The organism is Micromonospora olivasterospora (assembly GCF_007830265.1).
GTDB lineage: Bacteria > Actinomycetota > Actinomycetes > Mycobacteriales > Micromonosporaceae > Micromonospora > Micromonospora olivasterospora.
The window spans coordinates 3,421,290-3,443,567 of record NZ_VLKE01000001.1 but is presented as its reverse complement, the minus strand read 5'-3'; the positions used below and the strand labels follow the sequence as shown (position 1 = coordinate 3,443,567).

Here is a 22,278-nt window from a genome sequence, read left to right as displayed (position 1 = left end):
TCCCTCGTCACGCGCCCGGCCCGGGTGGCCGGTCCCGACGACGGGGATGCCGCCTCCAGGATTGCACGAATGCACCGAGTGCAGTCACCGCTTGTCCGCGTGATCGTCGGGCCGCGGACCGCCCGGGCGGGCACGTTCCGCCGAAGATCGTCGGGCACCGGACTCGCGGCTGCGTGCGTCCGGCCCCGCCTCTAGGCTCATAGCGCCAACCCGCCCCTGACGGAGGTGTCCCATCGCCACGGCCGCCAGTTCCGGTAGTCCGACGACGCAGGCGCTGCAGTTCGCCGAGTCGTACGTCACCGAGGACCTCGTGCTGCGGACCGCCCGCAGCCTCGCCCGCGAGGTGGGCCTCGACGCGGTGACCCCGGGCGCGGGCGCCGCCCTGCGGCTGCTCGCCGCCGCCGGGAGCGCGCGGGCCGTGGTGGAGATCGGCACCGGCACCGGCGTCAGCGGCGTCTGGCTGCTGCGCGGCATGCGCCCGGACGGCGTCCTCACCACCATCGACGTCGAGGTGGAGCACCAGCGGATCGCCCGCCGGATCTTCACGGAGGCCGGGTTTCCCGCCGGGCGTACGAGGATCATCACCGGCCGGGCGCTGGACGTCCTGCCCCGGCTGGCCGACGGCGCGTACGACCTGGTCTTCGTCGACGCCGAGTCGACCGGCTTCAACGCCTGCGTGGACGCGGCGCTGCGACTGCTGCGCCCGGGCGGGGTGCTCGCCCTCAACGGAGCGCTCGCCGGGGGTCGGATCGGCGACCCGGCGGCCCGGGACGTGGAGACCGTGACCGTCCGGGAGGCGATCAAGGCGATCCGGGAGTCCGAGCACTGGATCCCGGCGCTGCTCCCCCTGGGCCACGGCCTGCTCGCGGCGGTCAAGTGCTGACCTGACGCTCCGCGATCTGACCGGTAAATGACCTGTACCACGACGGGTTTTGGGCGCGGTGGGCTGGCCCGGTGTTGATGGCCAGCCCGGGCGGGGTGGGGGTGTGGGGTCAGGTTGTCGGTTGCAGGGTGACGGTGTGGCCGAGGGCTTCGAGTTGCCGGACCAGGCTGTTGATCTTCCGGGTGGTGTTGATACGGCGTTCGTGGAAGTCGGCGCCGAGATCGTGGTAACGGGCGGTTGGGTCGTTGAGCAGGTGCCAGATGATCACGAGGATGGAGCGGGCGACGGCGACCTTGGCCTTGCCTTTGCCTCGACGTGTGACCAGACGCCGGTAGCGTTCGGACAGGAACGTTCCCTTGCCGCGGGCGACGGTGGCTGCGGCCATACCGAGGGCGCCTTTGAGGTACGGATTGCCTTTGCCTGTCTTGCCCGCGGTGAGGCTGGTACCGGACTGGATGGTGCGCGGACACAGCTTCGCCCAGGACACCAGGTGCGCCGCGGTGGGGAACCGTGTCATGTCCAGACCGATCTCGGCGATGATCAGTTGCGCGGACTCGGTGCTGATGCCCGGGATCTCGGCCAGGCGCCGCCGGGCGTCTGGCGCCGGGGTGTCGCCGTCGCCGCCGCCCGGCTGGGACGGTGGGTCGATGTCGTCGAGTATCTGCCCGATCCGTGTGGTGAGTTTCGCGATCTCGGTGTCGAGGCGGTCGATCTGGTCGAGCAGGATCCGGGCCAACTCGCCGTGATGGTCGTCGAAGCGGCCGGTGAGTGCCTCGATGAGGGCGTTGCGTTTGCGGCGCAGCGCTCCGTGGGCCAGCGAGGCGAGGGTCGCCGGATCACGTTGACCGGCGATCAACGCCTCAACCATGTCCCGCGTCGACACCGTCCGCAGGGTGGAGGCCACCGACGACACCTTGATCAGGGCGTCTTCAAGCAGTTTCTCCAACCTCGACCAGTAGCGGGTCCGGTCCCGGACCAGATCCACCCGCATCCGGGTGTAGTCACGCAACACCCGCACCGGAGCCGCAGGCACGAACGAGGGCCGCAACAGGCCCTTCTCGGTGAGCTTGGCCAACCACACCGCGTCCAGCTTGTCGGTCTTCGGCCGCCCGGGCACGTTCTTGACGTCACGGGCGTTGACCAACTGCACGTCCAACCCGGCTGCCTCGAACAGGTAGAACCAGATCCGCCAGTAGTCCGACGTGCTTTCCACGGTGACCCTCTCCACCCCCGCCGCCACCAGATCGGCGGCAAGGTCACTGACCGCGTTCGTGGTCGCCGTCACCTGCCACACCCGGCTCACCCGCCGCCCACCCGCGGCGGGTAGCCGGGTACACACCATCCCCGACTCCTTGGCCACATCGACCGCACACACCCGCTCCCAGACCTTCTCGCTGTCAGCGTCCGGGATCTCTTCGGGTAACCCGCGCATCCGCCCGCGTCCCTCCTCACCGTGATCGACCAGTGGGTAGGTCGCCCGGGGGCCTCGGTCGGGAACCGAAAATCTGACCGGCGTGCTCGAAGCAACAGTGCGTGACCCACAAGAGTCCGGGCCCCGGCGCCAGACTTGCAGACGGCCTCAACTAGACCAAGATCGATCGGCGTCGGCGGGCGACCTGTCCACCATTTTCACGCCTGCGAGGCGTCCCGAAAAGACCGGGTGACTTGCAGTTTCGGCCCCGACATACCGCACAGATGCCGCAAACCAGGGGCCGTAAGTGCAAGATCGGCGGTGGCAGCGGGACGGCCCGTCAGGGGACGGTTGCCAGCCAGCGGAGCAGGCCGCGGACGCCCCAGCCCGTGGCGCCCTTGGTCAGCTCCCCGTGGTCGCGCTCCGCCCAGGACGGCGCGGACATGTCGACGTGCAGCCAGCGCTGCCGCAGGTCGCCGGTGAACTCGCGCAGGAAGAGCGCGGCCGTCACCGAGCCGGCGCCCTGCGCGGGGGCGCTGTACAGGTCGGCGATGTCGCTGCCGAGGTACTCGACGTAGTCGGCCGGCAGCGGCATCCGCCAGGCCGCCTCGCCGGCCGCGTCGATGGCGGCCAGCACGTCGGCGGCCAGCTCGTCGTTCTCGCTGTACAGCGCGCCCGTGCGGCTGCCCAGCGCGATCGCGTTCGCGCCGGTGAGGGTGGCCAGGTCGAGCAGCAGGTCGGGCTTGAGCTCGGCGACGGCGTACGCGAGCGCGTCCGCGAGCACCAGCCGACCCTCGGCGTCCGAGTTGGTGGTCTCGCTCGTGAGGCCGCCGTAGTGCCGCACGACGTCGCCGGGGCGGAACGCCGACCCGCTGACCATGTTCTCCGCCAGCGGCGCCAGGGCGGTGACCCGGACCGGCAGCCGCAGCGCCGCCGCCCCCAGGGTCGCGGCGACCACCGCGGCGGCGCCGGCCATGTCCTTGCGCATCAGCTTCATCGCCGGCACCGGCTTGATGGAGATGCCGCCGGTGTCGAAGGTGATCCCCTTGCCGACCAGGACCACGTGGGTACGCGCCCCCGCCGACCGCCAGTCCAGCTCGACGAGGCGCGGCCCGCTGGCCGACCCGCCGCCGACGGCGAGGATGCCGCCGAAGCCCTCGGCCACCAGCTCGTCCGGCTGCCGGACCCGCAGGTGCAGGTCGGGCTGGCCGACCACGGCCGCCTCGACCTGCTCGGCGAACCACTGCGGGTTCTTCACGGACGACGGGGTGTTGGTCAGGTCCCGGGCCAGGCGCGTCATGCGGGCGGTGACCTCGGCCGCCTCGACCACCTCGCCGTACGCGGCGGGGTCGGACACCACGATGTCCACGCCGGCGAGCGCCGGGGCCTCGTCGTGCGCCCTCAGCCGGAACCGGTACGACGCCAGCAACAGCCCCTCGACGAGGCCGCGCACCGAGGCGGCGGGGGCGTCGCCCGGCACCGCGATGGTGACATGTGTCTCATCCGAGGCCGATCGGGCCAGCGCCGCGCCAGCCGCCCGCCAGCCGCGCTCGTCCGCGTCGCCGACGCCCACCAGCAGCAGCCGGCCCGGGCTGCGCGCCGGACGCAGGTGTACGTGCACCTCGCCGGCCCGCCCGGTGGCGCGGGCGGCGGGGACCAGTGCGGTCGCCTCGGCGAGCAGGTCGTCGGCGAGGGCCGGCAGGCCGGACGGCAGCGCCGCCTGAGCGCCCCCGTCCTCGGCGGTCCCGGCGGATCGGATGGGCAGGACCAGGGCGTCGAGCCGCTCGGGCCCGCTCACCAGACGGATGGCCAGCACGCTGGACCGTACCTCCAGAAAGTCGGAAATGCGGGGGTTGGCCTGCCGAGCCGGCCGCCCACCGCGGGGTAAAGACCCTGAGCCACCGGCCGGGCCGGTGGCTCAGGGATGTATGGACCGTCCGCTCGACGAACGCCGCCCGGACCGCTGCTCGGTCAGCCGGCGGCTGCCTTCAGCGCGTCACCGAGCGCGTTGGCCTCGTCGGGAGTCATCTCGACGACGAGCCGGCCACCACCCTCCAGCGGGACCCGCATGACGATGCCCCGGCCCTCCTTGGTGACTTCCAGCGGACCGTCGCCCGTCCGCGGCTTCATCGCCGCCATGTTGTCTCCCCTCAGACCTACACCAGGGTCGGTGGGTTGCCCCACAGCCTTCTCGCAACACCCGCCGCAACGTGTGTGGGGGCGCCGACCAACGATTTTCCCTGATGAACACCGCCGGACCCAAACCGAGGCAGTATTGATGTAACAGCATCTAGCATATCTTGAGAAGGCCTGTCACAATGTGCGGTCATGCAGGCACGGTCGGCACTCTTCGACCTGTACGGTGACCACCTCCGGCCACGAGGTGGCCGCGCGCCGGTCGCCGCCCTGGTCAAGCTACTCGCGCCGCTCGGGATCGCACCCCCGGCGGTACGGACCGCGGTCAGCCGCATGGTCCGCCAGGGCTGGCTGGAGCCACTCCGGATGTCCACCGGGCCGGGATACTCGATCACGGCGAAGGCGGCGCGGCGGCTCGACGAGGCGGCCGCCCGGATCTACCGTACCGGCCGGGTCAGCTGGGACGGGCGGTTCGACCTGCTCATCCTGGTGACCCCCACCCCCCGGCGGGACCGCCAGCGGCTCGCCGCCAGTCTGAGCTTCCTCGGCTACGGCGCACTCGACGAGCAGACCTGGGTGGGCACGCGTCCCGCCGAGGACGTGGACGTGCTGCTGGAAGAGGCGGGCGTGCGGTACGAGCGGTTCACCGCCGCCCACGCCGCGGGCACGCCCGGGGCGATGGGGGTGGTCCGCCGGGCCTGGGACCTCGCCGAGATCGGGCGCGCCTACGAGCGGTTCGTCGCCGAGCAGCGTCCCCTGCTGGCCGGGGTGACCGCCCGCAGCGGTGACGAGGAGGCCTACGCGGCGCGGTTCCGGCTGGTGCACGCGTGGCGTACGTTCCTCTTCCGGGACCCGCAGCTGCCTCCGGCGCTGCTGCCCGACCGCTGGCCCGGCACCGCCGCGGCCAGCTTCTTCGACCGGCACGCGGCCCGGCTGCGGCCGGCCGCCGATCGGTACGTCGAACAGTGCCTCGACGCCACCAACCGCATCGCCCGACAGAAGGGTCGTTAGAAAGTGACCGAGCCGCTGCTGGTCGACCGCACCGATGCCGTCGTCACCCTGACGCTGAACCGCCCGTCGGCGATGAACTCGCTCGACGTGGCGCTGAAGGAGGCGCTGCGGGACACCCTGGCCGAGCTGGAGGCCGACCGGGCCTGCCGGGCGGTGGTCCTCGCCGGCGCGGGCGGGTCGTTCAGCGCCGGCCAGGACCTGCGCGAGCACGTGCGGACCCTCGAGTCGGGGGTGGCGGACCCGCTCGGCACCGTCCCGGCCCACTACAACCCGATCGCCGCCCGGCTGGCCAACCTGCCCAAGCCGGTGGTCGCCGCGGTCCGGGGCATGGCCGCCGGGGCCGGGGCGTCGCTGGCCTTCCTCGCCGACTTCCGCATCGGCGGGCCGGGCACGCGCTTCCTGATGGCCTTCGCCGGGGTGGGGCTCGCCGCCGACACGGGCGCCTCCTGGACGCTGCCCCGGCTGGTCGGCCACGCCAAGGCCGTCGAGCTGCTGATGCTCGCCGAGCCGGTGCGCGCCGAGGAGGCCAACCGGCTGGGCCTGCTGACCAGGCTGGTCGACGACGACGAGCAGGTGCTGCCGGCGGCACAGGAACTGGCCGCCCGGCTCGCCGCCGGGCCGACCGTCGCGTACGGGGCGATCAAGCGGCAGCTCTCCATCGCCGACGCGGGCACCCTCGCCGACGCGCTGGCCGCGGAGGCACAGGCGCAGGCCATCTGCGGCGCCACGACGGACCACCGCGAGGCCACGATGGCCTTCGTCAACAAGCAGAAGCCCACCTTCGCCGGCCACTGACCGTTCCCGCTCGACCCACGACGATGGGTGCAGACGCCCGGGACGATGGGTGCAGATCCACGGAAAGGTGGCTATCCGGCGCAGAATAACCCCTCTTTCCGCCGAAAGTGCGCCTTCGGGGAGTGCGGCGCGCGGGCGTCAGCGGGCCACGTAGCCGCCGTCGATCGGGATGGTGTGGCCGGTGATCCAGGCCGCGTCGTCGGAGGCGAGGAAGAGCACCACCCCGGCCACGTCGTCCGGGGTGGGGATGCCCGGTTTAGGATTGAACGACTCCATCTGCCGCCGCATCTGCGCCGGATCCGGGGCGCTGTCGATGAAGTGCTGCACCAGCGGGGTCATCACCACGGTCGGGGCCACCGCGTTGACCCGGATGCCGCGGGCCGCGTACTCGACGGCGGCGGACCGGGTCAGGCCCACGATGCCGGCCTTCGTGAAGGTGTACGGCGAGATGTTCTCCTGGGCGGCCAGCGCGGTCGTGGACGACGTGTTGACGATGACTCCCCCGCCGGTGCGCAGCATCGCCGCGATGCCGTACTTGAGAACGAAGAAGACGCCGTCGCCGTTGACCCGGCGGACCTGGTCCCAGTTCGCCAGGTCCATCTCGTGCAGTGGCTGCTGCCTGCCGTCGATCCCGGCGTTGTTGAAGATCACGTCGAGCCGGCCGTAGCGCTCGACGGTCTCCGCTACGCCCCGCTCGACCGACCCGGCGTCGCCGGTGTCGACGGTGACCGCGTGGGCGTCCGGCAGGCCGCCGGCCACACGCTGCGCCCCCTCCGCGTCGGTGTCGGCGATCACCACCCGGGCCCCCTCGGCGGCGAACCGCCGAACGGTGGCCTCGCCGAGCCCGGAGGCGCCGCCGGTGACGAGAACGACCCTGTCCTGAAACCGCATCGGCCCTCCCTCGCTGGGCCGGCACCGGCCGACCCGACAGGGCCCGTTACCCGGCCCGGCCCGGCCTAGTCGTCCTCCTCCTCCGGGTCCTGGTTGGCCTCCGCGCCCAGCACGTACGCCTGCATGGCCAGCTCGTCGCCGGCCGGCCAGACGAACGCGGGCAACTCGCGGGGGCCGAGGTCCCGCACGTACGACCAGAACAGCCGGACGGCCTCGGCCCGGGTGGCCGCCTCGACCGGAATGTCGACGCTGACCAGCCAGGACCGGCGCTCCGGCGGCGGGCCCAGCCGCTCGGCCAACTCCCCGTACGCGTCGGCGGGCAACGCCGAGACCGGCCCTTGGAGCGCCAGCCCCTCGGCCGGCACCGGATCGTCGAAGGCCCGCCGGATGTACGTCACCACCAGCGCCCCGGGGGCCGGGTCGGACTGCGGGTCGTCCGGGTCCTCCCGGCGCTCGGCGGTGGGCCGGGCGACCCGGCCGAGGGCCACCAGCCGCAGCGGCTCCTCGACCAGCACCGCCACCCGGTCGCCGGGGCGGGGACCCGCCACCGCGGCCCCGATGGGGGGCTCCAGCCCGGTCAGCTCCAGCGTGTCGTGGTGGACGAGCCGCTCGGCGTCGTACCGGCCCGGCGGGAGGAGCACGGCCCAGGCATCGTCCCGCCCGCTGTCGCCCCGGGCGTGGATCGCGCCGCTCACGCGGTGGTCGGTGTCGGTCATGCACCCAATCCCATCACGCCTGCCCGGCAGTGGCGACGTGGCAACCGGCGAGGTGGTCGTCGACCATTCCCGTGGCCTGCATCAGCGCGTACGCGGTGGTGGGGCCCACGAACCGGAAGCCGCGCTTCTTCAGTGCCTTCGCCAGCGCGGTGGACTCCGGGCTCAGCGCCGGCACCTGGGCGAACGACTCCGGCCGGGCGGCCCGGGGCGGCGGCGCGTACGACCAGAGCAGGGCGGAGAGCCCCTCGGGCAGGTCCAGGGCGACCCGGGCGTTCGCTATCGCGGCCTCGATCTTGGACCGGTTGCGGACGATCCCGGCGTCGGCGAGCAGCCGGGTCACGTCGGCCTCGCCATAGCCGGCCACCTTCTCGATCCGGAACTCGTCGAAGGCCAGCCGGAAGGCCGGGCGCTTGCGGAGGATGGTCAGCCAGGACAACCCCGACTGGAACGCCTCCAGGGTCATCCGCTCGTAGAGCGCGTCGTCGCCGTGCAGCGGCCGGCCCCACTCGCGGTCATGGTAGACGGCGTAGTCGGGGGTGCTCGCCCCCCAGGCGCAGCGGGGCAGCCCGTCGGCGCCGATCACCAGGTCAGTCACGGCGTACACGCTAGACCGGCGCGCCGACAGCGCGCGGCCGTGGCGGTGATGTGGCGGTGTCCGGCCCGTCGGGACACCCCCATGTCGCCGGATGCGGGGTGCTCCCGGACGGCGCCGCCCGTCAGGGCAGCCGGCCCTGCTCGACCAGCCGGCCGAACTTCCGGAGTGCCTGGTTCAGGCTGATCTTGGAACCGGGCCACAGCATTGGCCAGGCGACCCGCCCGGCCGTGCCGCCCGGCAGGTGGAACCACTCGTGCCAGACCACCTGGGTGCGGTCGCCCTCGATCGGGGTGCAGCGCAGCACCCCCGGGCCGCGCAGCAGCTTGCCGCAGTGCACCACGCCGACCTCGTAGGGCGCGTCGACCCGGACCACCCGCATCTCGTCGCGCAGGACGGCGGGACCGATCACGGTGACCGCCTCCACGATGCTGCCCTCGCCGCCGTCCCCCTCGACCACCCGGACGGTGGTGAACGGGATCCAGTCGGACTGCCGCTCCCACGCGGTCAGGGCGGCGAAGACCCGGTCGGCCGGCGCGTTGACGATCACCGTCGCGGTGACCTCGCCCGCCCCGGGTTGGGCCGCCTCGCCCAGGCCGTCGCCGTCGGCCGGGCCCGTCACGCGGGCTCCGACCGGACCGCCGCCCCGCGCCCGCCCGCCGCGTCGGCCGGCTCGCCGCCGCCCGACCCGGCGGCGGGGCTCTCCGGCGCGTCCGGCTCGGCCGGTGCCGGGGCTGGCCCGGCAGACTCGGTGGACCCGGCGGGCCCGGCAGAGTCGGCGGACTCGGCCAGCCCGGCGGACTCGGCCAGCCCGGCAGGCCCGGCCAGCCCGGCGGACTCGGTGGACCCGGCGGGCCCGGTCAGCCCGGCGGGCCCGGCCACCGCTCCGGCCGGTCCGGCGACGTCGTCCCGCCGGTCGCCCCCCGCCGAGCCGGGCGCGGCCGCGGCAGCGGATTCCGCGACGACGGCCCGCTCGGCGACGGCCGGCTCGGCGACGGCCCGCTCGGCGACGGCCCGCTCGGCGACGACGGCCTCGGCGACGGCCGACTCGGCGACGGCAGCGGACGCCTGCTCGCGGGTGCGGCGCAGCGTGTCGGCGTCCGCGATCCGCCCCTCGCGCAACGCGGCGACCTCTGCCTCCAGCACGCCGATCAGCTCCGACTTGTACCCGATGTCGTAGGCCGCCCGGCGCAGCGCCTGGTCGACCTGGGCCATCCGGTACCCGCGCAGCGCCGTGTCGAAACGGACGTCACCGATGTCCGACTCGCGCAGCGGGCGGTTGCTGGGCAGGGGCACGGCCCGGCCGTCTGGCTCGGCCGGCGCGAGGCCGGGATCGCGGCCGGTGACCAGCACCGTCACCCCGAACACCACCGCCGCGACCGTGAGTGCGACGACCAGCAGGAGCAGCACCTGACCCATGCAAGAGATCGTGGCACGCGGACGGGCCGCGAGCGAACCCGCCGGGCGGTACGCCCGCGGATCTGTGTGCGCCCGTGCGGGACGTGCCGGGCGGCCCGGTTCGGTACCGACCGGTTAGCGTCGGGGGCGGCCGGGCTTCGCCCGGCCGACGGCGGCGGAGATGCGGAGGCGGGCATGGCGGGGACGGGCATGGCGGGGGTGCTTCGGCTCGGAGATCGGACGTTCGCGCCCGGCGAGCTGGTGGTGATGGCCATCGTCAACCGCACCCCCGACTCCTTCTTCGACCGGGGCGCCACCTTCGCCGCGGACAGCGCGCTCCGGGCGGTGGAGCGGGCCGTGGCCGAGGGTGCGGAGATCATCGACATCGGCGGCGTCAAGGCCGGGCCCGGCGACGAAGTGGACGTGGCGGAGGAGATCCGCCGCACCGTCGACACCATCGCCGCGGTCCGGGCCGCGTTCCCGGACGTGGTGCTCTCGATCGACACCTGGCGGGCCGAGGTGGCGGTGGAGGCGGTCGCCGCCGGCGCCGACCTGCTCAACGACACCTGGTCCGGCGCGGACCCCGCGCTGGCCCGGGTCGCCGCCGAGACCGGCGCCGGGCTGGTCTGTTCGCACGCCGGCGGGCTGGCGCCGCGCACCCGCCCGCACCGCGCGGCCTTCGACGACGTGGTGGCCGACGTCGTCGCGACGGTGACCGGCCTCGCCGAGCGCGCGGTCGCCCTGGGGGTACGCCGGGACGGCATCCTGATCGACCCGGCGCACGACTTCGGCAAGAACACCCGGCACTCGCTGGAGATCACCCGCCGCCTCGACGAGCTCACCGGCACGGGGTGGCCCCTGCTCGTCGCGCTGTCGAACAAGGATTTCGTCGGCGAGACGCTGGACCTACCGGTCGTGGAGCGGCTGGAGGGCACCCTCGCGGCGACGGCGGTGTCGGCGTGGCTGGGCGCCCGGGTCTTCCGCGCCCACCAGGTGCTGCCGACCCGCCGCGTGCTGGACATGGTGGCGTCGATCCGGGGCGACCGCCCGCCGGCCCGCACCCGCCGCGGCCTGGCCTGACGCCGCCGCGCGACCTGGCCCGGCGCGGCCCGCGACTCAGGGCGGGAAGCGGGTCAGGCCCAGCGGAGGATGTTCTTCCGCCAGGCGTAGAGGATGCCGAGCGCCAGCACCGCGACGAAGACGCCCATCTCGGCGACCGTCACCAGCCCGAACCCGGGCCGGTCGAAGACGACCGCCCAGGGGAAGAGGAACACCGCCTCGACCGCGAACAGTACGTACAAATACGCGTACACGTAGTAGCGAATCTGCATCTGCGCCCAGTCGCCGCCCACCGGGTCGAGACCGCACTCGTAGCTGGCCCGCTTGCCAGGGGGATCAGCCGGTCGGGCAGGTTGTAACACCCGATTGACCGAAAACGCTGCAACGAAGAAGAGCGCACCGGCAAGCAGCAACAGCCCGAGCGTCGCGTACGAGCCCAGGTAACCGGTCACGGTGGGCAGCCTACCGGCCGCACACCCGGTCTCGCAGCGACCACGTCCCGGCGTTGTTTCAGCGAGCGAAGCCGGCGCGACGCAACACCTGGCGGCGAATATCAACGCACTCCTGGTCACGGAGGACATCTGGCCCGCGTGGACGTACGGCCCGTTCGGCGGCCGGCCGACCGACGTGTCGCGTCGCTGCTCACGGCGTCCCTCGCGATCGGCGCGCTGGCCACGGTCGCGGTCCCGGGCGGCCCGGCGGCCGTCCCGTCGGCGGGCGACCGCCGTGGCGGTGGCGGCGACCGCCGTGGCGGTGGCGGCGACCGCCGTGGCGGTGGCGGCGACCGCCGTGGCGGTGGCGGCGACCGCCGTGGCGGTGGCGGCGACCGATCCGGCCGAAGAGCCGGGCGGCGGCACGCCGGGCGAGCCCCCCACGACCGACCCGGCGCCCACCGACCCGCCGTCGACCGTGCCGCCACCTCCGGAGACGACCGCCCCGGCGCCCACGCCTACCGAGCCCGTCCCCCCGACGCCGTCCCCCACCGCGCCGACCACCACCGCCGCGCCGCCGCCGGCCCCCTCCACACCCGCCCGCACCTCGGCGCCCGGCGCGAACCCGCCGGCCTCGCCCCGGCTCGGCGTCCGGGTCACGACGGGGGACGTGCGGCTGGGCGAGGCGTACTGGAAGGCCAGGCGCACGACGACCACCCTGCGCGTCACCGTCGCCAACACGGGCGACGTGGCGCAGCGGATGCGCCTGACGTACACGCTGCCACCCGGCCTCACGGACGCCGGCACCGCCGGCTGTTCCCCGACGGGCGGCGGCGACCACCGCTGCGGCGAGTGGAGGACCGCGCCGGGCGCCCGGTTCAGCGCCCTGCTCCGGGTACGCGTCGACGCCGCCGCCTGGCGCCGGATGCCGCTGAGCGGCACGGTCCGGGTCAGCGCGACCGCCCCCGGGGTGCGCGGATCGGCCGGGGACAAGCAGGGCTTCGCGGTGCTCTTCCCGCCCGGGCCGCCGGTGCCGGGCATCGCGTTGCGGGCGGGGGAGGTCGCCTTCGACATCGGCGCGAACGCCAGCGAACTGGACGTCCGGCTCGGCAACACCGGCCGGGTCGACGCCGCCGGCCGGGTCGAGGTGGTCCTGCCCACCGGCGTCAGCGTTCCCGTCCCGCCCGCGGGCTGCGCCGCGGTCAGCGCGACCCGTACCCGGTGCGACGTCGGCACCGTGCCCTCCGGCGACACCGCCGTCCTGCGGCTCCCGCTGGCGGCGACCGCCCAGGCCCAGCGGGACGCGCCGCTGGCCGGCGCGGTGGTCGGCCGGCTCGACCCCGGCAGCGGCCGGACCCGGCAGGTGCAGATGAGCTTCCGGATCACCGCCGCCGCGACGGAGACGGTGGCCGTTGCCACGCCCGCGCCGGTCGGCTCGCCGGGGATGATCGCCGCCGCCGATCCGGGCTTCTTCGGCGCGGGCGGTTCCGTGCGGCACGCCGCCCTCGCCCTGATCGCGGTCTCCGGGCTGCTGGTGGCGCTGACACTCGGGCTGGCCGTCGTCTCGCTGCGCCGCCGGCTGGCCGCCCCGGGCGATCCCGCACCGGCGCCGACCCCCGCGGACTGACGCGCCGACCCACCGCTGCCGTCCCGGGGCCCGCGCCGGTGCCCGGGGACCCGGCCGGGGCGGAGCGGCTCGGCGTCCGGGTCGAGGCCAAGTCGAGGCCAGATCGAGACCCGGCGATTCCGAGCGGCCCGAACCGGGGCCGCCGGCTGGACGAGGCGGCCCGCGGCGCGATCGAGACCCGGTGATTCTGGTTACGACGGCCTGGGCGTAGTGGCACGATCGCGGACATATAGGGCCGGAATCCGGTCCACTGGGCGGACCTCCGGACAGGATGGGACCGCCGTGCGACGTAGGCTCTTGGGAGAGAGAACTACAGCGGACCGGACCAGCCACGGGCGGTGCGGTGCAGCGGTGCGTCAAGGAGGTCACGTGGCCGGGCAAGGCGAGGTCACCATCATGTTCACCCGCCCGCGCGACCGCGCTGAGCGAAGCGAGGTGCAGGCGTGACCAAGCAGATCCGTCAACTCGACCGCGTGGTCATCCGGTTCGCCGGCGACTCCGGCGACGGCATGCAGCTGACCGGCGACCGGTTCACCTCGGAGACCGCGCAGCTGGGCAACGACATCTCCACGCTGCCCAACTTCCCCGCCGAGATCCGGGCACCCGCAGGCACGCTGCCGGGCGTGTCTAGCTTCCAGGTGCACTTCGCCGACTACGACATCCTCACCCCGGGCGACGCGCCGAACGTGCTGGTGGCGATGAACCCGGCCGCGCTCAAGGCCAACCTGGCCGACCTGCCGCGCGGCGCCGACATCATCGTCAACACCGACGAGTTCACCAAGCGCAACCTGGCCAAGGTCGGATACCAGACCAGCCCGCTGGACGACGACTCCCTCGCCGGGTACGTGGTGCACCCGGTCGCCCTCACCTCGATGACCATCGGGGCCCTGGCCGAGCACGCCGTGTCCAAGAAGGACGCCGAGCGGGCCAAGAACATGTTCGCCCTCGGCCTGCTCTCCTGGATGTACTCCCGGCCGTACGAGTCGACGCTGCGCTTCCTCGGGCGCAAGTTCGCCGCCCGTCCCGAGCTGGTCGCGGCGAACGTGGCCGCCTTCCGGGCGGGCTGGAACTTCGGCGAGACGACCGAGGACTTCTCGGTCCGGTACGAGGTCAAGCCGGCGAAGATGGTGTCGGGCACCTACCGCAACATCACCGGCAACCAGGCGCTCTCCCTGGGCCTGGTTGCCGCCGGCGTCCGTTCCGGGCTGCCGGTCTTCCTCGGCGCGTACCCGATCACCCCGGCGTCGGACATCCTGCACGAACTGAGCAAGCACAAGCGGTTCGGCGTGGTCACCATGCAGGCCGAGGACGAGATCGCGGCCGTCGGGGCGGCGCTCGGTGCCTCGTACGGCGGGTCGCTCGGCGTCACCACGACCAGCGGGCCGGGCGTCGCGCTCAAGAGCGAGACGATCTCGCTGGCTGTGGCGCTGGAGCTGCCGCTGGTCATCGTGGACGTGCAGCGCGCCGGGCCGTCCACCGGTATGCCGACCAAGACCGAGCAGGCCGACCTCAACATGGCCCTGTACGGCCGGCACGGCGAGGCCCCGGTCGCGGTCATCGCGCCGAAGTCGCCCGCGGACTGCTTCCACGCGGCCATCGAGGCGGCCCGGATCGCACTGACCTACCGCACCCCGGTGATCCTGCTGTCCGACAACTACGTCGCCAACGGCTCGGAGCCGTGGCTGCTGCCGGACGTGGAGTCCCTGCCCGACCTGCGGGTCGACTTCGCCACCGCGCCCAACGGCGAGGACGGCACCACGTTCCTGCCGTACCTGCGGGACCCGGAGACCCTCGCCCGGCCGTGGGCCGTCCCGGGCACCCCCGGCCTGGAGCACCGGATCGGCGGGCTGGAGAAGGCCGACAAGACCGGCGACATCTCGTACGACCCGGCGAACCACGACTTCATGGTGCGTACCCGGGCCGCCCGGATCGAGACCATCCCCGTGCCGGACGTCGAGGTCGACGACCCGGACGGCGACGCCCGCGTGCTGGTGCTCGGCTGGGGCTCGACGTACGGGCCGATCGGCGCGGCGTGCCGGGGCCTGCGTCAGCGGGGCCTCTCCGTCGCCCAGGCGCACCTGCGGCACCTGGCCCCGATGCCCGCCAACCTCGGCCAGGTGCTGCACGCCTACGACCGGGTGGTCATCCCCGAGATGAACCTCGGTCAGCTCGCCCAGGTGATCCGGTCCAAGTACCTCGTCGACGCGATCGGCTACAACCAGGTCCGTGGCCTGCCGTTCACCGCCGCCGAGCTGGAGACGATGCTGGAAGAGGTCCTGAAGAATGTCTGAGCCCGTCGCCCTCAAGCTCACCGCCAAGGACTTCAAGTCCGACCAGGAGGTGCGCTGGTGCCCCGGCTGCGGTGACTACGCGGTCCTCGCCGCGGTCCAGGGCTTCATGCCGGAGCTGAACATCCCGCGCGAGCGGATCGTCTTCGTCTCCGGCATCGGCTGCTCGTCGCGCTTCCCGTACTACATGAACACCTACGGGATGCACTCGATCCACGGGCGTGCCCCGGCGATCGCCACCGGCCTGTCCGTCACCCGGCCGGACCTGTCGGTCTGGGTGGTCACCGGCGACGGCGACGCGCTGTCGATCGGCGGCAACCACCTGATCCACGCGCTGCGCCGCAACGTCAACCTCAAGATCCTGCTGTTCAACAACCGGATCTACGGCCTGACCAAGGGGCAGTACTCGCCCACCTCCGAGGTCGGCAAGATCACCAAGTCGACCCCGGTCGGCTCGGCGGACGCGCCGTTCAACCCGCTCTCGCTCGCTCTGGGCGCCGAGGCGACCTTCGTCGCCCGGACCATCGACTCCGACCGCAAGCACCTGCAGTCGGTGCTGCGGGCGGCGGCGGAGCACCAGGGCTCAGCGTTCGTGGAGATCTACCAGAACTGCAACATCTTCAACGACGGGGCGTTCGACCCGCTGAAGGAACCGGCCACCCGGGACGACTTCCTGATCCGGCTGGAGCACGGGCAGCCGATCACGTTCGGCAAGGACGGGCAGTTCTGCGTCGTCCACCCGCCGGGCGGTTTCGGGCTGGAGGTCCGGGAGACCGCGTCGGTCGCCCCGGAGGAGGTCGTCGTACACGACGCGACGGTCAACGATCCGGCGTACGCGTTCGCGCTGTCCCGGCTGCCCGGGCTCGACCTGCGCAACACCCCGATCGGTGTGTTCCGCTCGGTCGACCGCCCGTCGTACGACAGCGTGGTGCAGGACCAGGTCGAGGCGGCGAAGGCCAAGGGCACCGAGACCCCGGAGCAGCAGCTCGCGGGCCTGCTCGCCAGCGGCGACACCTGGACGATCCTCTGAGTGGTTCCCCGCGACACGGGACAGGGCCCGCAACCTTCGCAGGTTGCGGGCCCTGTCCTTTCCGTCCGCGACGGTCCGGTCAGAAGACCAGGTTGTAGCTGCTCCAGCCGCTGGAGATCACCTTGCCGCTGGCGTCGATCCAGTTGCCCTTGCCGTCGGTGGTGTAGAGCCGCATGCTGTAGGTGCTGTTGACGCCGAGCATGTCCATCATGTTGTCGCCGTTCCAGTCGCCCGGCGTGATGATGTTCTTGTAGCTGCCCCAGCCGCTGCCGATCTGGGTGCCGGCCGGGTTGGTCCAGCCGCCCTTGCCGTCCGACTGGTACATCTTCAGGTAGCCGGTCGAGGTGCGGCCGATGATGACATCGAGCCCGTCGCCCTTCCAGGCGCCCGGGGTGAGGAACAGGTTGAACCCGTTCCAGCCGGTGCCGATCCGGGTGCCCGCCGGGTTCAGCCAGCCGCCGCTACCGTTGCTCGTGTAGCGCCACAGCTCGCCGTTCGACTTGCGGACAAGCAGGCTCGGCAGGTTGTTGCCCAGCCAGTTGTTGGTCACCATCAGGGCGGTGAAGTTGCCCCAGCCGGTGCCGATCCGCTTGCCGCTGAGGATGCCGCCCTTCCCGTCGTTGTTGTAGATCCACAGCTCGCCGAGCGTGTTCACCGCCATGATGGACGGTTTGCGGTCGCCGTTCCAGTTGTAGACCCGGAAGACCCGCTTGGCGCTGCCCCAGCCAGAGTTGATGATCTTCGAGGAGACGAAGCCACCGTTGCCGTCGTTGCTGAAGCCCCGGCCCGTGAAGAGGCGGAGCCTGCCGCTGGTGTCGCGCGCGATCAGGTCGGTGTGGCCGTCGCCGGTCCAGTCCGCGTTCACCAGGGCCGGACGGGTCAGGTCGGCCTTGATCGAGTTCGCGTAGTAGCTGATCCGCTCGTAGAAGCCGGGGAAGCTGCCACACGGGATGTAGCCCCAGTCGGTGATGCCGACCTGCTTGCCGTTCACGAACAGCGGACCGCCGGAGTCACCGCCGCAGGTGTCGGTGGTGACGCTCTCGTCTTCCCGCATGTCGCCGCCGGCGCAGATCATCCGGTTGGCGTCGTAGTGCCCGTACCGCCCGCAGACCTCGTTGGCCTTCATGGTCACCGCGGCCCGGCGGAGCACCGTCTCGTCGGCGGGGTCGTCGTCCCCCTCCGGGTCGTTGGGGTCGTTCGCGATCTCGCTGTCCACCCCGTAGCCGACGATTTCGCCGGCGGTGTCGGGCGCGTAGTACGTCTGGTCGCCCTGCTCGCTCAGGGTGACCGGCGTGTACTCCACGGGGAGGTTCTGCTTGAGCGTGAGCACCGCGACATCGTCGAGGATCTTGTCGGCGGTCCCGTTGATCAGGGCGGCCAGGTTGTAACCCTGGTGAGTCCAGGTCGAGGCGACCTCGAGCACGTACCCACCGCTGTTGTCGGGGATGCCCCAGTTCCCGTCCGGAAGCTCGGTGAGAAGCTGGTTACGGCCGGCGATCACGCGCGCGGTGCCGACGAAGTCGACGGTGCAGTGCGCCGCGGTCAGCACCTTGTTCCGGGCGATGACCGTGCCGGTGCACCAACCGACGCCCGTGCTGTCGTAGGTGACGACGCCGACGACGGACTTGTAGTTGGACACGTTGGCCAGAGTGCCGCCGGTGATCCGGGTGGACGGAAGCGGCGCCTGGAACCGGGGCCCGTAGGCGCCCGGTGCGGGCGGGGTGAACGTGCCCGCCCGGTAGTTGCTCGACGAGGTCGTCCGGTTCCCGCTCTGGACGCCGCTCGTCGCCTGCACGCCGTCCGCCGGGGCGGCCGCCTGGGCGACCGTGTTCGGCGCGACGACCGCCGCGCTGCCGAGAGCGAGGCCGGCCACGATCCCGGCCACCCGCCGCCGGCGGGATCCTGCGGTGTTTGCCACTTCAACCACTAAATTTCTTCCCGTCGTTCGATTAACGAGGCACTCGAAACTGCCGACATGCGGAGCGTCGATCGAGCGGGGAGACGACGACGGGCCCGGGGCGTGTGCGCCCCCGTGCGTCCTGTTGGATCCCCCGTTGCTCAAGCCAGTCAGAGGGCGCCGACGGCAAACGGATGCCACGCCCATTGGCAATTCCAAGCGGCCAAACGGTAGCAAGCACTCGGCTGCGAAGGAAGATTCAACAGGACGGTATTTCGTGGCCGAGACCGCATATCCGGGTACGTCGATCGGGTGGTCGCACCCGCGAGGAGCCGGCTCAGCCCGGCACGCCCGTCGGCTGAGGGCGGTCGTCGCGGACGTACACGAGCATGTCGCCCGTCTCGATGGTCGCGCCGGCCCGATCGGTCAGGGTGACCACCCGCCCACGGCGGACCAGCGCGATGACCAGGCTGTCCAGCTCGCGGGGTGAGCGACCCACCTCGCCGCGCTCGGCGGAGCGCATGGCCAGCGCCATGCCCTGACCGGGGGTGAGCAGATCCTCCACCACGTCGATCAGCGGCGGCGCCGACGTCGACAGGCCCAGCAGCCGACCCGCGGTGGCGGAGGAGACGATCACATGGTGGGCGCCGCTCTGCTTGAGCAGCGGCGCGTTCTCGGCCTCCCGGGCCCCGGCGATGATCCGCACCTGCCCGGCGGTGAGCTGACGGACGGTGAGCGCCACCAGGACGGCGGCGTCGTCGCTGTCGGTCGCGATGATGACCGCCTTCGCGGTCTTCACGTGCGCCTCGTTGAGCACCGAGGAGCGCGTCGCCGAGCCCTCGATCGCGACCAGCCCGGCCGAGGTGGCCTGCCGCAGCGCGGCGGCGCTGCGCTCGACCACCACGATCCGGGACTTGTCCATACCATTCTCCAGCAGCGCGGAGACCGCGCTGCGGCCCTTGGTGCCGTAGCCGCAGATGATGACGTGGTCCTTCACGCTTCTCCTCCACCGCGACAGGCGACGGCCGGTCCGGTACTGCTCGGTCAGGACTTCCAGGGTGGTGCCGACCAGGATGATCAGGAAGAGCACCCGGGCCGGGGTGACGAAGAGGACGTTGACCAGCCGTGCGGACTGCGCCGCCGGGGTGATGTCGCCGTACCCGGTGGTGGAGAGGGAGACCACCGCGTAGTAGAAGCAGTCGAGGAGGGTGAGGCCGTCCTCGTTGACGTCGCGGTAGCCGTCCCGGTCGAGGTAGACCGCGGCGACGACCGCGAACACCAGGCCCACGGCGGCGGCCAGGCGCAGGCTCAGCGCGCTCAGCGGGCCCCGCCGCTGGGCGGGAAAATGGATCACCGTAGCTCCTGCTCCGCGTCCGTGGCCTGCACGTGCTCAACATAGCGGGTACGCGCGGTTCCGCATCCCGGGGTGCCGGTCGGCGCCCCGCCGGCCGACCGGTACTGCCAGCGGGCTCACGGACGGGCATGATGAGGCTGTCGGCGGAGGGACGAGGCGAGAGCGAGGCCGTCATGTCGTTGCTGCGACGGGTGATCGGCGGGGTACTGCGCCGGATCAGGACCCGGCAGGGCCGCACGCTGCGCGAGGTCGCGGAGGCGGCCGGGGTGTCGCTGCCCTACCTGTCCGAGGTCGAGCGGGGCCGCAAGGAGGCGTCGTCGGAGGTGCTGGCGGCGATCTGCCGCGCGCTCGGCATCCGCCTGTCCGACCTGCTCGAAGAGGCCCGCGACGACCTCCGCCGGCTGGAGCCGCGTACCCCGGTGGGGCCGCGGTCGGCCGCCGGGACGCCCGCCGCGCACCTGCCGCTCCCCCGCCACGGGGTCCGGCTGGCCCGGCTGGAGCGCGCGGGCGGTCAGCGGCCGACGCTGCCCGGCGCCTCGCTCGTCGTCGGCCCGCGTACCACCCGGTTCGCGCACTGCCCGCGGGCCGGCGCGGGCACCCTGCGGCCGGTCGCCGGCTGAGCGGCGTTCTGCCGTCGGCGGATCTGCCGGCGGCAGAACCGCTGGGGCGGCGGCGTGCGCCGGGCGCACGCTGGACGGGCCGGTCCCCGGGCGGCCGACGCCGCCCACCGGCACGGTGGAGGTCGACATGATCAGGTACGACGTACTGATGCTGGACGGCGGGCAGCCGTCCTTCGGCGACCAGGTCTTCCAGCGGCTGCTGCGGGAACGCATCGTCTTCCTCGGCACCGAGGTCACCGACGAGTCGGCCAACCAGATCTGCGCGCAGATCCTGCTGCTGGCCGCCGAGGACAGCGAGCGCGACATCTTCCTCTACATCAACTCGCCGGGCGGCTCGGTCAGCGCCGGAATGGCGGTATACGACACCATGCGGTACGTCCGCAACGACGTGGCCACCCTGGCGCTCGGCTTCGCCGGCTCGATGGGGCAGTTCCTGCTCTGTGCGGGTGCGGCCGGGAAGCGGTTCGCGCTGCCGCACTCGCGGATCATGATGCACCAGCCGTCGGGCGGGTTCGGCGGCACCGTCGCCGACATCACCATCCAGGCCGAGAACATGCTGCACACCAAGCGGACGATGCAGGAGCTGATCGCCCAGCACAGCGGGCGCACCCTCGACGAGATCCAGCGGGACTGGGACCGCGACCGCTGGTTCACCCCGGAGCAGGCCCGCGAGTACGGCCTGATCGACAAGGTGATCCGCCACGCGGGCGAACTGCCGTCCTGAGCGGAGGCGGCGGCCGGCGCCGGTTCCCGCCCGATCCGGCGTCAGCCGCGGGCGTCGTACCGGGCGCGGGCCGCCTCGACCTCCCCGAGGTGCGTGGTCGCCCACGCCTCCAGCCCGGAAACCAGGTCGAGCAGGCTGCGGCCGAGGTCGGTGAGCTCGTAGTCGACCCGGGGCGGCACGGTGGCGTGCACCGTGCGGGTGACCAGGCCGTCGCGCTCCAGCCCGCGCACGGTCTGGGTGAGCATCTTCTGGCTCACCCCCTCGATGCGCTGGGCCAGCTCGCCGAAGCGCTTGCGGCCGTCGGCCAGGGTGAGCACCACGAGTACGCTCCACCGGTCGCCGATCCTGTCGACGACCTGCCGGCTCCCGCAGTTCCGGGCGAAGATGTCGGGCTTCACCTTATTACTCTCCATCGGTAAGTGGCTTACTTCAAGGTGCCTACTCTCCAACGGGAAGTATCGGGGATTCCTTCCCGTTGGTCGGGGAGACGGATCGTCCGCACACTCAGGGAGTCCCAGCATGTCCATCGTCGTCACCGGTGCCACCGGCCACCTCGGCCGGCTGATCGTCTCCGCGCTGCTCCGCCGGGGCGTACCGGCCGGGGAGATCGTGGCGCTCGGCCGGGACACCGGCCGGCTCGCCGACCTCGCCCAGCGCGGGGTCGTCGTGCGACAGGCCGACTACACCGACCCCGACTCGCTGCGGGCCGCGTTCGCCGGCGCCGACAAGCTGATGTTCGTCTCCGGCAGCGAGGTCGGGCAGCGGGTGGCCCAGCACCACAACGTGATCGCCGCTGCCCGCGAGGCCGGCGTCGGGCTGGTCGTCTACACCAGCATCACCCGGGCCGACACCTCCACCATGATCCTGGCCCGGGAGCACCGGGAGACCGAGCGGGAGCTAACCGCGTCCGGCCTGCCGCACATGATCCTGCGCAACAGCTGGTACCTGGAGAACTACACCGGCCAGCTCCCGACGTACCTCGAGCACGGGGTGGCCGGCGCGGCGGGTGAGGGGCGGGTCAGCGCCGCCACCCGCGAGGACTACGCCGAGGCCGCCGCCGCGGTCCTCACCGGCGCCGGGGAGCCCGGCCGGGTGTACGAGCTGGGCGGCGCGCCGTTCACGCTCGCCGAGCTGGCCGCGGAACTGTCCCGGCAGACCGGCCGGGAGATCGGCTACGTCGACCTGCCGGTGGAGAAGTACACCGAGGTGCTGGTCGGGGCCGGTGTGCCCGAGCCGTTCGCCGCGGTCCTCGCCGACAGCGACCGGGGCATCGCCGGAGGCGAGCTGTACGTCGAGGGCGACGACCTGGCGACGCTGATCGGCCGGCGGCCCACCACCCTCGCCGAGGCGCTGCGCGCGGCCCGCTGAGTACGCCACCGGCCCGCCCGTGTCCCCCGCGACCACGGGCGGGCCGG

General features: G+C 72.8%; 21 protein-coding genes and 2 pseudogenes. 11 read left to right on the top strand and 12 right to left on the bottom strand.

Features of this window, described 5'->3' with window-relative positions; translation table 11 throughout:
• Positions 1–274 precede the first annotated feature (274 nt).
• Complete coding sequence (locus tag JD77_RS15665; RefSeq protein WP_211372812.1) at positions 275–883, top strand: O-methyltransferase; 609 nt, start codon at positions 275–277, stop codon at positions 881–883.
• Positions 884–992: 109 nt separating this feature from the next.
• On the opposite strand, the gene JD77_RS15660 is transcribed toward JD77_RS15665, so the two are convergent.
• The 3 genes from JD77_RS15660 to JD77_RS15650 all read right to left on the bottom strand — a co-directional run bounded on the left by JD77_RS15660 (position 993) and on the right by JD77_RS15650 (position 4,433).
• A complete protein-coding gene (locus JD77_RS15660; RefSeq protein ID WP_145773135.1) occupies positions 993–2,315 on the bottom strand; it encodes an IS110 family RNA-guided transposase in 1,323 nt (440 codons plus the stop codon).
• Positions 2,316–2,634: 319 nt separating this feature from the next.
• Entirely contained in the window at positions 2,635–4,008 is a 1,374-nt protein-coding gene (locus JD77_RS15655; RefSeq protein ID WP_484213897.1) for a leucyl aminopeptidase family protein, read from the bottom strand.
• 257 nt (positions 4,009–4,265) lie between these two features.
• The gene (locus JD77_RS15650; RefSeq protein WP_007455245.1) at positions 4,266–4,433 is read right to left on the bottom strand and encodes a DUF3117 domain-containing protein; all 168 of its coding nucleotides are present in this window, start codon (positions 4,431–4,433) and stop codon (positions 4,266–4,268) included.
• A gap of 189 nt (positions 4,434–4,622) precedes the next feature.
• Here JD77_RS15650 and JD77_RS15645 point away from each other — a divergent pair, with 189 nt between their 5' ends.
• Both JD77_RS15645 and JD77_RS15640 read left to right on the top strand, forming a co-directional pair.
• Positions 4,623–5,441, top strand: coding sequence for a PaaX family transcriptional regulator (locus tag JD77_RS15645; RefSeq protein WP_145775057.1), 819 nt, complete (start codon positions 4,623–4,625; stop codon positions 5,439–5,441).
• A gap of 3 nt (positions 5,442–5,444) precedes the next feature.
• Entirely contained in the window at positions 5,445–6,236 is a 792-nt protein-coding gene (locus tag JD77_RS15640) for an enoyl-CoA hydratase/isomerase family protein (protein ID WP_145775056.1), read from the top strand.
• Between the two features lie 138 nt (positions 6,237–6,374).
• Here JD77_RS15640 and JD77_RS15635 read toward each other — a convergent pair whose 3' ends face one another.
• The 5 genes and pseudogenes from JD77_RS15635 to JD77_RS33635 form a co-directional block, all read right to left on the bottom strand.
• Positions 6,375–7,127, bottom strand: a complete 753-nt coding sequence (locus tag JD77_RS15635; RefSeq protein ID WP_145775055.1) for an SDR family NAD(P)-dependent oxidoreductase — start codon at positions 7,125–7,127, stop codon at positions 6,375–6,377.
• A gap of 65 nt (positions 7,128–7,192) precedes the next feature.
• Entirely contained in the window at positions 7,193–7,843 is a 651-nt protein-coding gene (locus JD77_RS15630) for a hypothetical protein (protein WP_145775054.1), read from the bottom strand.
• 13 nt (positions 7,844–7,856) lie between these two features.
• Positions 7,857–8,438, bottom strand: a complete 582-nt coding sequence (locus JD77_RS15625) for a DNA-3-methyladenine glycosylase I (RefSeq protein ID WP_145775053.1) — start codon at positions 8,436–8,438, stop codon at positions 7,857–7,859.
• 121 nt (positions 8,439–8,559) lie between these two features.
• Positions 8,560–9,057 (bottom strand): SRPBCC family protein, encoded by a 498-nt coding sequence (locus tag JD77_RS15620; RefSeq protein WP_145775052.1) that lies wholly within the window; start codon positions 9,055–9,057, stop codon positions 8,560–8,562.
• 434 nt (positions 9,058–9,491) lie between these two features.
• Positions 9,492–9,854, bottom strand: a pseudogene (locus JD77_RS33635) (DivIVA domain-containing protein); the annotation flags it as partial.
• 189 nt (positions 9,855–10,043) lie between these two features.
• Between JD77_RS33635 and folP the strand changes: the two are divergent.
• A complete protein-coding gene (gene folP, locus JD77_RS15610) occupies positions 10,044–10,913 on the top strand; it encodes a dihydropteroate synthase (protein WP_145777604.1) in 870 nt (289 codons plus the stop codon).
• 53 nt (positions 10,914–10,966) lie between these two features.
• Here the strand turns inward: folP and ndhC are convergent, their stop codons facing one another.
• Positions 10,967–11,344 (bottom strand): NADH-quinone oxidoreductase subunit A, encoded by a 378-nt coding sequence (ndhC, locus tag JD77_RS15605; RefSeq protein WP_145775050.1) that lies wholly within the window; start codon positions 11,342–11,344, stop codon positions 10,967–10,969.
• Positions 11,345–11,624: 280 nt separating this feature from the next.
• Between ndhC and JD77_RS15600 the strand changes: the two genes are divergently transcribed.
• The 4 genes from JD77_RS15600 to JD77_RS15590 all read left to right on the top strand — a co-directional run bounded on the left by JD77_RS15600 (position 11,625) and on the right by JD77_RS15590 (position 16,268).
• Positions 11,625–12,950 carry a hypothetical protein gene (locus JD77_RS15600; protein ID WP_211372578.1) on the top strand — a complete coding sequence of 442 codons (1,326 nt, stop codon included), beginning with the start codon at positions 11,625–11,627 and terminating at the stop codon, positions 12,948–12,950.
• A 38-nt stretch (positions 12,951–12,988) separates the two neighbouring features.
• Positions 12,989–13,135 carry a hypothetical protein gene (locus JD77_RS32105; RefSeq protein WP_170286459.1) on the top strand — a complete coding sequence of 49 codons (147 nt, stop codon included), beginning with the start codon at positions 12,989–12,991 and terminating at the stop codon, positions 13,133–13,135.
• A gap of 258 nt (positions 13,136–13,393) precedes the next feature.
• Positions 13,394–15,241 carry a 2-oxoacid:acceptor oxidoreductase subunit alpha gene (locus JD77_RS15595; RefSeq protein ID WP_145775049.1) on the top strand — a complete coding sequence of 616 codons (1,848 nt, stop codon included), beginning with the start codon at positions 13,394–13,396 and terminating at the stop codon, positions 15,239–15,241.
• Entirely contained in the window at positions 15,234–16,268 is a 1,035-nt protein-coding gene (locus JD77_RS15590; protein WP_145775048.1) for a 2-oxoacid:ferredoxin oxidoreductase subunit beta, read from the top strand. The genes JD77_RS15595 and JD77_RS15590 overlap by 8 nt, the downstream gene beginning before the upstream one ends.
• Positions 16,269–16,347: 79 nt before the next feature.
• On the opposite strand, the gene JD77_RS15585 is transcribed toward JD77_RS15590, so the two are convergent.
• Together JD77_RS15585 and JD77_RS15580 are read right to left on the bottom strand one after the other, a co-directional pair.
• Entirely contained in the window at positions 16,348–18,186 is a 1,839-nt protein-coding gene (locus JD77_RS15585) for a trypsin-like serine protease (protein WP_170286458.1), read from the bottom strand.
• A gap of 316 nt (positions 18,187–18,502) precedes the next feature.
• Complete coding sequence (locus tag JD77_RS15580) at positions 18,503–19,519, bottom strand: potassium channel family protein (RefSeq protein ID WP_145775046.1); 1,017 nt, start codon at positions 19,517–19,519, stop codon at positions 18,503–18,505.
• A 173-nt stretch (positions 19,520–19,692) separates the two neighbouring features.
• Here JD77_RS15580 and JD77_RS15575 point away from each other — a divergent pair.
• A pseudogene (locus JD77_RS15575) lies at positions 19,693–19,939 on the top strand (helix-turn-helix domain-containing protein); the annotation flags it as partial.
• 327 nt (positions 19,940–20,266) lie between these two features.
• Positions 20,267–20,863: a ClpP family protease gene (locus JD77_RS15570; RefSeq protein WP_145775045.1), complete on the top strand. Its 597-nt coding sequence runs from the start codon at positions 20,267–20,269 to the stop codon at positions 20,861–20,863.
• 41 nt (positions 20,864–20,904) lie between these two features.
• Here JD77_RS15570 and JD77_RS15565 read toward each other — a convergent pair whose 3' ends face one another.
• Positions 20,905–21,276: a winged helix-turn-helix transcriptional regulator gene (locus JD77_RS15565; protein WP_145775044.1), complete on the bottom strand. Its 372-nt coding sequence runs from the start codon at positions 21,274–21,276 to the stop codon at positions 20,905–20,907.
• Between the two features lie 106 nt (positions 21,277–21,382).
• Here JD77_RS15565 and JD77_RS15560 point away from each other — a divergent pair, with 106 nt between their 5' ends.
• Positions 21,383–22,231 carry an SDR family oxidoreductase gene (locus JD77_RS15560; protein WP_145775043.1) on the top strand — a complete coding sequence of 283 codons (849 nt, stop codon included), beginning with the start codon at positions 21,383–21,385 and terminating at the stop codon, positions 22,229–22,231.
• Positions 22,232–22,278 lie beyond the last annotated feature (47 nt).

Coding starts and splice junctions, on each gene's coding strand:
- JD77_RS15650 (WP_007455245.1), bottom strand. CDS start 4,433: ATGGCGGCGATGAAGCCGCGGACGGGCGACGGTCCGCTGGAAGTCACC.
- JD77_RS15570 (WP_145775045.1), top strand. CDS start 20,267: ATGATCAGGTACGACGTACTGATGCTGGACGGCGGGCAGCCGTCCTTC.
- JD77_RS15565 (WP_145775044.1), bottom strand. CDS start 21,276: ATGGAGAGTAATAAGGTGAAGCCCGACATCTTCGCCCGGAACTGCGGG.
- JD77_RS15635 (WP_145775055.1), bottom strand. CDS start 7,127: ATGCGGTTTCAGGACAGGGTCGTTCTCGTCACCGGCGGCGCCTCCGGG.
- JD77_RS15660 (WP_145773135.1), bottom strand. CDS start 2,315: ATGCGCGGGTTACCCGAAGAGATCCCGGACGCTGACAGCGAGAAGGTC.
- JD77_RS15645 (WP_145775057.1), top strand. CDS start 4,623: ATGCAGGCACGGTCGGCACTCTTCGACCTGTACGGTGACCACCTCCGG.
- folP (WP_145777604.1), top strand. CDS start 10,044: ATGGCGGGGGTGCTTCGGCTCGGAGATCGGACGTTCGCGCCCGGCGAG.
- JD77_RS15590 (WP_145775048.1), top strand. CDS start 15,234: ATGTCTGAGCCCGTCGCCCTCAAGCTCACCGCCAAGGACTTCAAGTCC.
- JD77_RS15630 (WP_145775054.1), bottom strand. CDS start 7,843: ATGACCGACACCGACCACCGCGTGAGCGGCGCGATCCACGCCCGGGGC.
- JD77_RS15560 (WP_145775043.1), top strand. CDS start 21,383: ATGTCCATCGTCGTCACCGGTGCCACCGGCCACCTCGGCCGGCTGATC.